This is a genomic window from Schaalia odontolytica, assembly GCF_031191545.1.
Lineage (GTDB): Bacteria > Actinomycetota > Actinomycetes > Actinomycetales > Actinomycetaceae > Pauljensenia > Pauljensenia odontolytica.
This window is the reverse complement of sequence record NZ_CP133472.1, coordinates 1164404-1178329: the sequence shown is the minus strand read 5'-3', so window position 1 is coordinate 1178329 and position 13926 is coordinate 1164404. Positions and strand designations below refer to the sequence as shown.

Below are 13926 nucleotides of genomic sequence, written 5' to 3'. Positions count from 1 at the left end.
CTCCTTTTGCTCAGGCGGACGTTTCATCGGCATTGAGGAGTGCAGCCAACTGGGTGATCAGATCATGCCCTAATCGCTTCACATCATCATTTTCGACGGTGCCAGCGGTCTGGGAGAGGAGTCGACTGAATACAGCAATCATTGACGACGTACGACGACCAAGCTTGTCCACTTCAACCATCATTTGGACGGTGTCCTCGTAGGCATCATCAATGGTCGCGTCCGGCTTTTCGATGAGTTCGCGGATCGACGCATCAATAGGTGACCTGCCAGTGCCATTCGCTTCGGCGTCTTGGGCCGCAAAGTTAATGATTGGCGACACTTTACGCAAACTCACCGTGTCAGTGATGACCTGATCGAGTCTCTTCTGAACGAATGCCGCACTCACCCTGTCTTCGCCGAACTCATCCAGAATCGCCGGACGCTTGCGCCTAAGAGCATCCACAACATTCTTCTTCAACTCCCAGAAGAAGTTCAGTGGGATCCTTTCTTCACGAATATAGTTCTGCCACTCATCGGGCAGGGTCATGACATACCGCAACTGCCGAACTCTCTCCATTGAGAGACCCGTAAGATCTCGCAACTCGGAGTCATTGGCTTCGCGCCCTTCCAGCTCCTTGATCTCGTTCGCGAGGCGCTGCAGCGCTTTGGCTGTAGGAATATCGCGCCAAGGCTCCCGGATCAGATGGATATTGAACATCTGTTGGAGGACTTCGCGCTCGCTACGCTCCTTCGTGATAAGGGCAGGGATCGTCTCATGCCCGAGATCACGCGAACAACGATAGCGGCGCTCACCGTCCACGAGTACATACCTGTCGTCCCGCTGGTAGACAACGATAGGGACAAGCACCCCTTCCTGGTCAATTGAACCCGTGAGACGATCAAGTTCATCTTGAGGAAAGTCAAGCCGCGGATTGGCATCATTCGGCTCAACGTCTGAGATCTTCAGTTGGCACAGTTCGGCAGTTGGGTTGAGTGACTGTTCAGCTACTACGCCGTCGGCCGACGCAACAGCTTCCTCAGAGCGTGCAGACATAGAGGTTCTCCGTTGCCAATTTCTTAGAGGTTCCTGTTGACCCACCCATTGTCGAGTGGTTTGCGTTAAATGACAAAGTTTCCACCTCCGAAAAATACTCACCCGCGATGTCAGCCACTGTGAGTTCACATGCTGCAAGCAGTCCAGCGGAAGGGTAACTGACCACAAGCGGCACGCGCATTCTGGCGACGTTCCGGCAGAGGTCGTGGAATGAGGCGACAACTCCGCTCTTCAACGAGAATCCAGTCGTGAAACGGTCTGAGCGGTTGCGCCCCATCCCACTCGCGTCTGGATAGTCATATCTATAGAGCGTTTCGTACACGTGGTAATAGCGGCTGTACTGATCTTTAGTATATGGGGGATCAGCGTAGACAACTCCGATATCGTCGAGCCAACCGGCACTCACTAGATCAAGCGCATCCCCCACGTACACCGAGTTTCCAGATCTCCACTCCTCGGACCCAACAAGCGACACGTTACACAGTGCCTCCGCAAACTCATCCCATACCGAGCGCCCCCAGACACGAACGATGCGGGCATGCGCTGAGTCGGAATTCGGACGAAGGTATTGGGCCGTGTGACCCGGCGCATTGATTAGCACTGAAGTTGCCGAGATCCAAGCACCTAGAAGCCAGTCCCGGTCGCCAAGGTGATCATCGCAATCAATAGCTGCTCGGATCGAATCCACTTCGATCGCTTGGCGCAAGCTCAAGTATCCTGCAGAAAAATATAGAGAAGCAAGCTCGTAATGATGACTGGTACTCGACACTGCGGCAGCACGTGCAGCGCGCCTATGGGACGCGGAGTTGGCGACATGCTTTGCGTGCTGCATATACGCTTGCAACAAGCTACGACCGCCCGCAATGGCAGAACCTTCAGCGGCTAATTGGTCGGCGTATTTTGCCTCAAGTTCAGCGTAACGAGTTTTGAATACCGACTGCAATCTGGAAACCGTAGACACTGCATCTGCGGATCGCTGGAGCGCAGTGAATCGGGCGCGCGAAATAGAGGCTGTAAAACTGAGTGCATCGTTTGTAACTACCGATGTCGTGTCACGCAGACTCTCCGCGACACTCCCCATACCCGAGAACAGGTCAACTGCCCTGCCTTGGCTCGTGAGGCTCGCAATCGTGTCGCGGACAGGGTCGGCCATATGGCGCTTCGTCCCCATGTACCGCACCACCACGCGATTGTTCTCCTCGTGCTGGGCAACCATCCTCGCGGTCACCACTCGCATAGTATAGCAGATCGGCTCATTTCACGCCTTGCCACGCCGTTTCACGATAGACTTTAGGCCTTGCGCATAGACCCTCTAGGTGTACTGGTCGGGGAGGCTGATTGAAGGTTTGCGATCCGGGAGGGGACTGCTGCACGGTGAGGTGACATCTGATCTGGCTTGCCTGCTGGGTGGCCTAGAAGGATGTTCACTGTGTCTGCTCCGTGCCCTCAAGAGTTCCGAGAAGACGTCGTGCGTGTGGCGCACTCCCGTGAGGACGGGATCACTATCGCGCTGATCGCGAAGGACTTCGGGATTCACGAGATGACGGCGCACAACTGGATCCGCAAAGCAGACACCGACAACGGCAACCGGCCAGGCCGTACCCGCGAGAAGCAACTGAGCTATGCGAGGCCCGCTGCCGAATCCGACTGTTCAAACAGGAGAACGAGCTCCTGTGCTGCACTGCCGTATACTTCTCCCAGGAGAACTTGCCGGGAAAGGCTCTACACACTTGCGAGTGAGTTCGCCGCTGACGGTATCCCTGTCGCGGTGTCTTTGCGGGTCTTGAAGCTCTCCCGGCAGTCCTATTACCTTTGCTGGAAGTAACAGGTCATCACAGGTGAGCTGGGCGAGGTCTCCCGGGCTAACGCCCTGTTCACCGCGTTTATTCTAGATTCCGAGTTTTGTCATCGGCTTCTTGCCGATGATGCCGCAGCCGCGGGTAAGGTTATGTTCACATGGACTGTGTGGCGGATCTGCCGGGATAGCCAGTGGTGGTCCGTTTTTTGGGAGGAAGCGCGGTGAAAACGGTAAGCGCCCCGGCCTGCCCGTGCATGATGATCTGCTTCAGCGGGACTTCACCGCTGTTGACATGAACGAGGTGTGACTGACCGGCATTACCGAGCACGTCACCGATGAGGGCAAGCTCTACCTCTGCGCGACCAAGGACGCGTTCTCCGGTCGGATCGTAGGATATTCGATGGGCTCAGGGATAAAGGCCCGTCTGGCAGTAAACGCCCTGGAAAACCGGCTCTTCCGAGTTGAGTATGGGTGACCGGGTGTTGGTCGGGGTTGCGGGTAGAGGTCGAGGTCCTTGATGGTGAGCGGACTTGTTCCCCCGCTGTCGTCAAGGACCTCGGACGGTGTCTCACCCTACCTGCTGCTGCTCTGTGTCGCCTGATCGTTGTGATCGTTGTGATCTGCTCGTCGATTTGGAGAGCTTCCATCTGATGAGCGTGGCTCACACCCCACAGGCTCTAGTGCTCGATGTTGAGTCATGCAACCAGCTGGTTGGCTGCCCGGGTTGTGGGGTGATCGCACAAGGTCACGGGCGTGTGGTGGTGGAGGTGATCGACGCGCCCTGGGCCGGGGTCCCGGCGCGGATCCGGTGGTTTAAGCGACGCTGGATATGCCGCGACCGCACCTGCCGGATCGTGACTTTCATTGAGCAGAACCACTCGGTGTGTGCTCCCCGCGCGCGTGTGGATGTGCGGGCGATCCGCTGGGCGATCCGACAGTTGCGCTTCGAGGGAGCCACCATTGCAGGATTGGCTCAACAACTGGCAACCACGTGGAACACTGTGTGGTCCCATATCAAGCCGTGCCTGCAAGCCGCCTCTGATGACCCCGCCCATTTCGCAGGCGTGCGGGTGCTGGGGGTTGACGAGCACGTATGGCACCACCAGGACCGACGCCTCCGGGGCCCGCGTGAGCTCACCGGCATCGTGGACCACTCGCGGGAAGGATCATCCCACGGCCCGCTTGATTGGGCCTGGTTCCAGGACGGTCTAGCACCATGTACAAGAACTGGCTAGAAGAGCGCGGAAAAAGTTTCCGCGCGGGAGTGCGAATCGCGACACTGGATCCCTTCCAGGGACAGCAAGAACGCCATCGATGACCAACTTCAAGACGCCGCCAGCGTGCTCGATGCCTGTCACATGGTCAAGCAAGCTGGTGACGCCCCAGGTGAGGTACGCCGTCGCGTCCAGCAAGACACGACCGGTCACCGCGGACGCACAGGCGATCCCCTCTACCAAATACGGCTTCTCCTGCGCGCCTCGCGTGATCGGCTAAGCAAGCGTCAACGGGAACGACTCCGTGAGGCCTTCACGGCAGATGAGGCGCACATCGGTGTCGAAGATGCCTACCACTGCGCCCAGCAAGTCCGAGACGTCTTCCACCAAGACACACCCGCCCACGGCCGACGCCTGGCCGCTCGTCTCGCCACCCGCCTACCAACGTGTCCCATCCCCGAAATCGCTCGCCTGGGCCGGACCCTACGTACATGGAAGGACGCACTCGAAGCCTACTTCGACACAGCCGGAGCCAGCAACGCACCGCACAGAAGCCATCAACGGAATCATCAAACTGGGCAGACGAATCGCCAGAGGCTACCGCAACCCCACCAACTACCAACTCCGAATGCTCCTCATCGCAGGAGGCCTAGACGCCTCCACCCACACTCAACTCTGAAGAGCCACATCACCCGAGCACTCCTCAAAGACGGCGGATTCAAGCCCCAACCTCACCCCAGATTATGAAGAGCCAGTAATCCATGATCCCTGATATACCGCTCTTACAGCATGGTGTTGCCTCCGCACGGACAGCCGAGCGGAGGCAACACCATGATCGTCGTGGGGGCTAGCTGAGCCAGGTCGGCTGAATGTAGCGGAAGAGCATGACGATTAGCACTGGCACGCAGGCAAGCAGCAGAACACCCATGATGTAGTGCCAACCCGGAACGGGAAGATGATCAACGAACCAGATAGTGACTCCGCCCGCACGCCGCGTGGCAAGTCGGCGCTCTAGGAACTCTCGAATCATCATTGCAAAAGCAAAGAGGCAGAGCACAGCCGTCACAAGCATCGCCACGAAGACCACTGAAACATAGGGGAACGCTTGTTCAGCACTGAGGAGATGGAAGGCATGGGCGAACGGTACCAGCTTCTCATCACCGGCAGTTTCAGACAGCATTCGGCTTAGATCCGGCATCGACAGTCCGGCCTTTCCTGTGGACAAGGTGAAGGACGACCAGTAGGTCGCGTAGGCAGCGGTAGCCGCGAAGACGCTTGCAACGATGGAGGAGCGAAGAGGCTTCGACACTTTCCTACTCCGCAAGGACAGTCCTGCGATCACCAATGACGTCGTCATCACGAACACAGAACCGATCACGAGGAGACTCACCAGAATCTCGTAGTACCTCATGAGGAAGATCGCGATGACAACAAAGGCGGCGAATCCAAGCCCTAGTGGCAGCCATATGTCCCCATCGCTATCCTCTATCCCCCGCCGACTATCGCCGGCAACATTCACATGCATGGAGTTATCGTCGCCAATATGGGCATAGTTTCCAGTTCCAGCAACCGTAATGACGTCACCCTTTACTGCCATCACCTGTTGGGTTACAGCGTCTCCTCCTGATGCAGTAGGTTCCGGAGCCATCGAGCCATCCGGGACCAGTCTCGCAAGAATCATCCCGGAGACAACACCGGACACAACACCAATCACAAGTTCAACAATCCAAGACACGGTCTTTCCTTTCGTATAGATCGTTGTCACCATCGACAGCCCCAAGCTGTCAAGCAGAAAGTAAGGTTTGCCATCTACATCTGCGTACACGCGTCAAACCAGATTCCTTGTTCTCGCTGCTCAGCGCGCGGGCAGCCGCGATCAGGGCGAGGACTTCCTCCTCGATGCACATACGTGCAGATGTGTTGCGAATAGTTGCATGATGGTTGCGCAGCATTCTTATTGTTTCGTGTCGGTTCTGCGCGTACCCTGACAGGTAAAGGTCCGCCCCCAACGGCGGGGGTGGACCACCACGCATCTCACCGTGGAGGGCGCACCATGGAGAACTCATCCCTGTCCGATCGACCCACCAGCGAGGAAGACGACGCAGTCGTCCGTGACTCGGGGTCGGGCCGCGAGCAGCGCTCGCACAACCGCGAGCAGTCCTCGCTCGACCGTAAGCTGCCCGCTCGGGCTGCCACCCACGCGAGCCCGAGGGGAGCGCGGACCCGGATTCGTTCCTGGATGCGTGCAGGCGCGCTTGATTGGGGCATCCGCATCGCAGTTGTGGGACTGGTGATTGGCGGCTTCTTCGCCATCTACCTCAACGGCGTCAATGAGGGCTGGTGGCACCCCTGGGGTCACACCCCCACCGCCGCGACCACAGGCCCCACAGCGGCACCCACACCCGCGCCCACAGTGTCGAGTGAGCCCGCCATGTCGGGCGGCTACCAGATCGGCCCCGACGGCGTTCTCGTGCGACCGGCCGAGTATGCGCCAGAGACCTACCCCAAACCCGAACTACCCGAAGCCGCCAAAGAAAACACAGAACGCGGAGCCGAGGCAGCGGCGGAGCACTACCTCGCACTGCTGGTCTACGCGTGGAACACCGGAGACACAGAGCCACTCGCAGACATGTCAGACCCAACGTCGAAATTTGCGTCAGATTACATCACGGATGTGAATGAGCAGTATGCCAATGGGTGGAGTTACGGGATGGAATCAAGCATCACATACGTTCTTCGCGTCGAGCCAATCGAGGCAAATGGAAACAATGTGCCCGAGGGATCCATTCTTGTTAAATTCCGTACGGAAACGCACGACGGCGCATCCTGCACAAAGACAAGACTGCAGGAATCTAGCTCAACATATAAGTCCACAGTGACATTCATCATGACGTGGAGAGATGGCAAATGGATAGAACTGCAAGGAAGGACTGTGAGTGACGATGAGCAATAGGTCTGCGTATTTCAGCATCGCCATTCTCCTGGTCGTTCTTCTCCCCAGTGTGTTGGCACCCGTTGCTGCATCCGCCCGAGACGAACCAATCCCAAGGATAGGAGGACACGCTGAAGGTGGGCACGCCGTAATCGATGGAGAGTACGGTGACCAGGAATCTGATCCTGGACCTCCATTCGGAAATCACAAACCAGCCGACGATGTACCTAGACTCACGAACTCTTCCGATGTAAGTCCTGCGGCGCAGGCTTACGCCAATGATGATCTGTGTGACGGCACGACATCTCACACCGAGGTACTGCCTGACGGGACCGAGTCTAAGCCATTCGTGTGCGCACACTTCTCCCGCACGGGCACCAATGCCCCCACCGGGTACGTGCCCACCACGCGCGACATCTTGTACTACGCCGCCACGACCATCCACGCCGACGGCGCTGGCCTGCACAAGCGCCCCGCCGACGTGTCCTACACCAACAAGTACGTCCCCACACTCGTGGCAGCAACCCACCCCACTCAAACCCATGTAGTCACGATGTTTGGCCGCGAGGTCACCGTGACATTTACTGCCACCTCCTACACGTGGAGCTGGGGGGACGACACCCCAGACCTCGTCACCACCTCACCGGGCACCCCCTGGCGCAAGGGCATGGACCCCAACACCGACCCCGCCCTCATCCGCCACTACTACACCCCACCGGGCGGCTGGCGCTCCCGATTCGACGGCCCCTACCCCAACGCCACGCGCACCATCACCCTGACCACCACCTGGGCAGGAACAGCAACCAACCCCTTCACCGGAGAGACCCAAACCATCAACGGCCTGGTCACTACCACGGAGACAACAGGCCCATTCCGCCTCTCCCACCTCCTCATCAGTAACACCGACACCTGGGAAGAAAGCCAAGGACACTAAACGAGTGATGCACCATGACCACCAAACCCTCCAACCTCGGCCAGTGGATCGGTGCCGCCATTGCCGCTGTTGTCATCATCGGCGCGTCGTTCCTGGGGTTTCACGCGTTCGACGCTCGCGCCCACGCGGACGCCGAGCTTCAGTCCGGAGCACAGTCGCCCCAGTCTGACATCACCGCACAATCTGGCTCCCAATCGGCAGACACCCCTCAATCCGCAGAACCAACGCCCGTTGACGTCCCGAAGCCCACTCCCCCGACACACCTCTACGCAGGTGGACAAATTGGCGCCCAAGCGACATCACAGTGGTACATCGACCTATGGGCATATGCATTCAATACCGGAGACACAGATGATTTCATGAAGGTATGCCAGAACGACGATTACTGCACCAGAGTGAATAACGACGTGCAGGCACTTCATGCAGATCGAATTGTCACGCGACCGATAACAATCAAGTACCTTATGACGAAAGAGATATGGGACTGCACATCTACGCCAGATCACATTAGCGGAACGTGCATTACATTCGACTACTCCGAGTTGAGTGGAACCGCTATTCGCAAAGACAATGACGCAACTAAACCTGACTACTCCACCATCTCCTTTTCTTCGAAGAGTGATGAAGCTGTCGACCATTACGAAGGCACCATGCTGCTTGTAGCTGACGGAGATACATGGGTCGTCAAACACTTCTGGACGCATAAGGAATAGAACGCCAACAGAAGCGGGCGTCTCCCTCGAAGGTTCTCTCCGACAGCGATAGTTCTAACGACTCGCATTGCTCTCGGCAAGGAGGCCCCACGAGGCATCACGCAGTTCTCTCACACAACCAAGTTCAACACACTGAGGCCCCAGCCCACCACCGTGGGCTGGGGCCTCAGCATCGATGTTTCGCATAGAGCGTTTCCCATCGCCACGCCATACCGCCGATGAGACGACCATCCGCCAGAGGAACACTCCCCCACATCATCACCGCTGCTGTCCCGGTCGCCCGCAGGCAACCGGGACAGCGCTACGTAATGATCAGCGTTTCCCCGCAAGCTCGTAACGCACCCAGCGCCGCTGACCCGTGGATGTCACCAGACCTCGTGACACAAGATCCCGCAGATCCGCGCGCGCCTCTTCAGCGGTCACACCAAAGTGCTCCCTATATTCCCCATTGCTCCAGGTCCGGCCGTGACGCATATCGACCAAAGCCTCCTTCTGGCACCGATTCAGACCGGCCGCCACTTGCCGTCCAAGCCTGCCAATCCACGCCAGGTCACCGTCAGGAATCAATGCCGAGTTCGGGAAACGAACCGTAAAACTAACTCCATTATCAAAGAAAAGAGGCTCCGCCATCCCAGCATCCTGTAACGCCCGACGAACCTCTCGAATTCCCGTCCCCATCGCCTCGATGACGCGTCCACTACGACCTTCGACGTTGCGGCAGATCTGATACAGATGCTCGTTCACCGCGGGATGATCACCGAAACCGAGCCGGTCAACCGTGATTCCCCACAGCCCACCAGGATTCGTTAGGCGAAAGCCATCTCGGGTGATCCTCAGATCAATACCCTTCCCCCGCGAGGCCTCGGAAAGATCACGGTGCACCAGCGCATTCGCGATGACCTCGCGCGCCGCCAGCAGGGGCACCGCGTAATCCGTCAGACCATGCCCATCACGTGTCACAACCTGTCGTGACTCCACGTTCTGGGCAACCCAGTCCAACACATCATCCAAGATGACCGGCAGCGCCCCTGTAAAATCACGACGATTGACAGCGCGCACATCATCTGTGCCTTCGACCGCAGCCGTGACGGTCAGGTGGGGAAGAAGACGCTGCGGATACTCACCCAACGCGTACAGTCCGGCGGTCGACAACTCTCCACTCTCGCGGTCCGCAACGACGCCGGTGAAGAAGAGGACCGCTTCGTCACTGTCATTGACGAGGCGTGGGGTCGTCTCGCGAACAGACGCGAGATACCGGTTGACCAGTTCCGAGTCAAGGTCCCGAAGAGAACTACCAGGCACAGCCTGAGCATCGGAGTTTGGACGACAATGGCGCAAGAGAAGCATCTGTTCCTCCGACGGCGACATCTGATAGTCGCCGTCGTACTGACGCAGATACGCTTTCTTATCCTTCAACCAACGTACGGGCTTTTCATTCACGTCAGCGCCCTCGACGTTGACGACTCCGACTGTTTTGCCATCCAGATCAAAGGCACGTAGATCTACCCTGATCGACGGACTGAAACCATTCCGCGCCTGGCTAGCTGCGCTCTGTAAAAGGCTGTTGACGTCATCGACGCCGACGACGTTGATACCATCCCGCTCCGACACGCCCATCAGGACTACTCCCCCTTCGGGCATGTTCGCGAAGGCACACATCGTCGGCCCCATCTGTGCTGACGAATACTCGGAGAATGTTTTCGCTTCGATCGAAGTAGTATCCCCGCCACGCAGCTCGAGTACCGCCAAAGCTCCCAGCAGATCATCAAGACTCTTGATCATAGTCCCAATCCTATCTCATAGAGCTGCCTATCTATCTCATAGAACCCCACTTCTATGTCATAGAAGCCCATTTCTATCTCATAGAACCCTTGATCTATCTCATAGAGGCTCATAGACAAGGCAGACAGCGTCATAGAGAGACTTTATGAGCACGAGGCCGGAGCCGGGCCAAGCGTCGCAATACGGCGTCAGCGCTCACACACGACCAGATTGAACACACCGAGGTCCCAGCCCACCATCGTGGGCTGGGGCCTCGGCATCGATGTTTCACGTGAAACAATCACCAGGGAGGCCGCCGATCAACATCGAGCAGGACTCCGAGTCACTTCTTATGGTACCGCGGGCTCGTACCCAGGTGCGTCGGGGAGACGTTCAAGCTATCCTCCAGCATCGACTCATCCAAGCCACGATACGTGTACGAATTATCGTTCACGATATCCGTGGGATCCACGACACCATCCGCATACTGCTGGACCTCCTCCAGCGTCGGACTCGACCCGCCCTGCTTCTCCATCAACGGATTCTCATCAGGGAACTGCAACGGATCCGTATTCAGGATCGCGCCCGGATCGATCGCACCAAACCCGGTGTACTGATTCCACCCATGGTCCGGATTCAACCCCGTCTTCACCAACAGCTGCAGCAGCTGGTTACTGGTCGCCTCAGGCCACCGCTGCTTCGCCAAGGCCAGCACACCGGTCACCACGGGAGCTGAAACTGACGTCCCATAGGCTTCATCGTTAGCACCTGTCTCCAGATTACGAAACAGTACAGGACCACCGATCGAGGCTGTCACCACGCCCTGCCCCCAGGATGAATAGTCCTGTCGTTTGTCGTCCACACTGATGGCACTGACGCCCACAACACCGGACCATTTGGACAATGACTCAGCGTCGTTATCATTGCCATCATTACCCGCAGAAGCTACAATAATCACACCGCTCAAAATCGCACGAGCAACAGCCCACTTCACCCGATTATCGACATCTCCACTGGAAGCGGAGTAGTTAATGACCTGGGCGTCATCGTTCATCGCCTGATTAAAGAGCCACTCCTCTGTTATTCGCGTAGCACCACGGCTTTCTACACAGTCATTTCCAAACACATCCCCATTTGCCCCGAGGCTCATCTGATAGGCGAGAAGTGTTGCATCCGGCGCAACACCGTACCCTGGTGCCACGAGGATCGAAGCGACACCTGTACCGTGTCTATTCGATTTGGACGATGTGTTGATCATGCACGGAATCGTCACCCTGATATCCGCGCCCGCAAGCTCGGGAACGGAGGTGTCCACCTTGCCATCGATCATCGCGATCGTCACGCCCTTGCCCGTGTAGCCCTTCGCGCGCGCACGATCCAAGCCGTAGTACGAGAAATACGACTGATCGGCTGCTGTGATCGTGTCGGCCGCATGCGCGGGCGCAGCGGGAATCGACACGATGCCTGCCGCGAGCGCGCCAACGGCTACCACCGCGATGCCGCTCCTTACGCGCGAGCGGCTATTCTTCGTTTCCCTCACCATTGGCGCGGATCCCAACCGTCGTCCCGACGCGGTGCAGGCGTAATATCCTTGTCCGTCCCGTACATCTGCGACATCGGATTCACGTAGCCCTTCGGCAACTCATCGTCGTCATCCACACGGAACGGCGTGTACTTACGCCGCCGAGCTTTCTTATCGTCATTTCCAGCACCGGAGCCCGCTCCCGCACCGCCGCCCATGAAGCCACCGCCCTGGGCGCCGGTCCTCCCGGCAACCGTGGTCCCCAACCCCGTCCCTCGCGTACCAGTCATACCGGAGGTGCCCGATGCGGCGCCAACCGGAGACGGCGGCTTGTAGGTCCCGTATCCGGAACCCGAGTACGTTCCCGCGCGCAGCGCCGACATGCCCGTGGTCGCACCACGACCGAGCGCACTCGCCGAAGAGGAGTGAAGACCCCCACCCATGCGGGCCGCGCCGCGGACGCCCAACGCTCCCGCACCCAGCACACCCGCGCCGCCGAGCCGACCGGCCAACGCGGACTCACTCCCCGGACCTCCGTTGACATTCCACAGCGGGTGGTATCGATCAGCCGGGGGAGCCGGGGTGTAACCACCGATGACCCCGTTCCGGTGCCGATCGCCGTTGACTCGCGTATGCAGCAGATCGATGTCCATCAAGTCCTGAGGATCGGAGATGGGGTTTAGGCGCGAGCCCAACTCTCCCTCGTCTGCAAAACGATCGGGAACGCGGGGAGAGGACATGACGCGGTCGCTGATCGGACCACCCTCGTCGTAGCCTCCCGGGTACAGCCCCGAACCGGATCCTCGGAGGTCAGATCGGCCGTAGTCGGTGTCGCGGTTACCCGGATAGACGCCCGCCTCGTGAACGGAGGTGTTCAAATACCCGCGCTCGATATCACGGCGCACGCTACCACTCGAAGGACCCGGAGTTGGTCCGGAGTACTCACCCCACTCAAACACCCGCTGTTCCATGTCAGTACGCTGCGCATTCGTCCCATCCGCAAGGCCCTGCATCGTGTCGTTTGCGCGCTGCAGGATATCGGTCGCGGAAACCTCGCGCTGGTTGTTCGCCTGTTCCACGAGGCCCTGGACGTATGCTTCACCCTTGGCGGCGATAGCATTAATGAGCAGCCCCAAGGGCCCGATGACTGGTGCGACCGGAATCACGACGTGCGCGGCGTCTGCGAGTGCCTCGAGTCTCGAGTCAATCAGCGTGGGTGACAGCTGCATCGCTTCCTCCCGCACCTGCTTCATCGTACGTCGAGCCTCGACGTAGTACTCCATCGCCGTGTTGTGACCATCCTTGATGGCCTGCACCTGCTTCATTGCCCGACCGGTCCAGTCGTCGATTTGCTGGCCGGTCTCACCGGTAAATCCCTGATTGGTGCGCATGTGGTACGTGGAGTTGTTAGCCTCGTTCAGGCCGCACACCACCTTGTTGTGCTGGTCGTCCCAGGCGTCCAGTTCGGAGGCTTTCTCGATCGCGGCGACCAGCCGCATGAGGCGCTCGTACATCGGGCTCTCAACCATAATTCGTGCTCCTCGCGCTCAGATTTCCGACGGCTTGTTTTGGGTGGGCGCGGTTCCCGCGCCAGTATTGCCAGATCCACCAGAACCGGCAGTAGAGGAACCGGATGTCGCTGCGCCCACAGCCTCGCCCCGCTCCAAGGCTGCCAAGATTGCGGCGAGTTCATCCGCGTTCGCGGTTTCCGCAGCTTCAAATGCCTCGGCCGCGTGCTCGACGTCTCTGTCGAATTTCGAGAAGCGCGTCTGCTGGCCAGTGATGAGGCGATGCTCGGTCTTCATGCACGCGACAATTGCGGTGCGCATCGCCTGAAATCCTCCTTCGTCGGACCAGTACGCCGGATCTTGCGCGTCAATGAGTTGCTCTAGCGCCTTCGACGAGTCTCCCAGGGATTCCCCCCCCCGCTTCATATCGTCACGCGTCTGGGCGTGCTTATCGGAATCGAAACCAACGTCGGCCACGCGCCACCTCCCGATCAATCAGCCCATATAC

Annotated in this window: 10 protein-coding genes and 1 pseudogene; 4 read left to right on the top strand and 7 right to left on the bottom strand. The window is 58.5% G+C overall.

Features of this window, described 5'->3' with window-relative positions:
* Window positions 1–10: 10 nt before the first annotated feature.
* Both RDV55_RS05045 and RDV55_RS05040 read right to left on the bottom strand, forming a co-directional pair.
* Window positions 11–1036 (bottom strand): ParB/RepB/Spo0J family partition protein, encoded by a 1026-nt coding sequence (locus RDV55_RS05045; protein ID WP_218017133.1) that lies wholly within the window; start codon window positions 1034–1036, stop codon window positions 11–13.
* Window positions 1020–2267: a DNA adenine methylase gene (locus RDV55_RS05040; protein ID WP_218017132.1), complete on the bottom strand. Its 1248-nt coding sequence runs from the start codon at window positions 2265–2267 to the stop codon at window positions 1020–1022. The genes RDV55_RS05045 and RDV55_RS05040 overlap by 17 nt, the downstream gene beginning before the upstream one ends.
* A gap of 1130 nt (window positions 2268–3397) precedes the next feature.
* Between RDV55_RS05040 and RDV55_RS10585 the strand changes: the two are divergent.
* A pseudogene (locus tag RDV55_RS10585) lies at window positions 3398–4727 on the top strand (ISL3 family transposase).
* A 168-nt stretch (window positions 4728–4895) separates the two neighbouring features.
* On the opposite strand, the gene RDV55_RS05025 reads toward RDV55_RS10585, so the two are convergent.
* Entirely contained in the window at window positions 4896–5873 is a 978-nt protein-coding gene (locus RDV55_RS05025; RefSeq protein ID WP_111823294.1) for a hypothetical protein, read from the bottom strand.
* 228 nt (window positions 5874–6101) lie between these two features.
* Here RDV55_RS05025 and RDV55_RS05020 point away from each other — a divergent pair, with 228 nt between their 5' ends.
* From RDV55_RS05020 to RDV55_RS05010, 3 genes are all read left to right on the top strand, one after another.
* Window positions 6102–7001: a DUF6318 family protein gene (locus RDV55_RS05020; protein ID WP_111823293.1), complete on the top strand. Its 900-nt coding sequence runs from the start codon at window positions 6102–6104 to the stop codon at window positions 6999–7001.
* A gap of 328 nt (window positions 7002–7329) precedes the next feature.
* Window positions 7330–7914 carry a hypothetical protein gene (locus tag RDV55_RS05015; RefSeq protein ID WP_245907652.1) on the top strand — a complete coding sequence of 195 codons (585 nt, stop codon included), beginning with the start codon at window positions 7330–7332 and terminating at the stop codon, window positions 7912–7914.
* 14 nt (window positions 7915–7928) lie between these two features.
* The gene (locus tag RDV55_RS05010) at window positions 7929–8627 is read left to right on the top strand and encodes a DUF6318 family protein (protein ID WP_111823292.1); all 699 of its coding nucleotides are present in this window, start codon (window positions 7929–7931) and stop codon (window positions 8625–8627) included.
* Between the two features lie 312 nt (window positions 8628–8939).
* On the opposite strand, the gene RDV55_RS05005 is transcribed toward RDV55_RS05010, so the two are convergent.
* From RDV55_RS05005 to RDV55_RS04990, 4 genes are all read right to left on the bottom strand, one after another.
* Window positions 8940–10409 carry an RNA/DNA-binding domain-containing protein gene (locus tag RDV55_RS05005; RefSeq protein ID WP_111823291.1) on the bottom strand — a complete coding sequence of 490 codons (1470 nt, stop codon included), beginning with the start codon at window positions 10407–10409 and terminating at the stop codon, window positions 8940–8942.
* A gap of 322 nt (window positions 10410–10731) precedes the next feature.
* Window positions 10732–11931, bottom strand: a complete 1200-nt coding sequence (locus RDV55_RS05000) for a S8 family peptidase (protein WP_165835837.1) — start codon at window positions 11929–11931, stop codon at window positions 10732–10734.
* Complete coding sequence (locus tag RDV55_RS04995) at window positions 11925–13439, bottom strand: hypothetical protein (RefSeq protein ID WP_111823289.1); 1515 nt, start codon at window positions 13437–13439, stop codon at window positions 11925–11927. The genes RDV55_RS05000 and RDV55_RS04995 overlap by 7 nt, the downstream gene beginning before the upstream one ends.
* Before the next feature lie 18 nt (window positions 13440–13457).
* Window positions 13458–13895, bottom strand: coding sequence for a hypothetical protein (locus tag RDV55_RS04990; RefSeq protein ID WP_111823288.1), 438 nt, complete (start codon window positions 13893–13895; stop codon window positions 13458–13460).
* Window positions 13896–13926: the final 31 nt, after the last annotated feature.

Bases quoted from the DNA above. Each gene is read 5' to 3' on its own strand.
- RDV55_RS05045 (WP_218017133.1), bottom strand. From the start codon at position 1,036: ATGTCTGCACGCTCTGAGGAAGCTGTTGCGTCGGCCGACGGCGTAGTA.
- RDV55_RS05020 (WP_111823293.1), top strand. From the start codon at position 6,102: ATGGAGAACTCATCCCTGTCCGATCGACCCACCAGCGAGGAAGACGAC.
- RDV55_RS05010 (WP_111823292.1), top strand. From the start codon at position 7,929: ATGACCACCAAACCCTCCAACCTCGGCCAGTGGATCGGTGCCGCCATT.
- RDV55_RS05005 (WP_111823291.1), bottom strand. From the start codon at position 10,409: ATGATCAAGAGTCTTGATGATCTGCTGGGAGCTTTGGCGGTACTCGAG.
- RDV55_RS05000 (WP_165835837.1), bottom strand. From the start codon at position 11,931: ATGGTGAGGGAAACGAAGAATAGCCGCTCGCGCGTAAGGAGCGGCATC.
- RDV55_RS04995 (WP_111823289.1), bottom strand. From the start codon at position 13,439: ATGGTTGAGAGCCCGATGTACGAGCGCCTCATGCGGCTGGTCGCCGCG.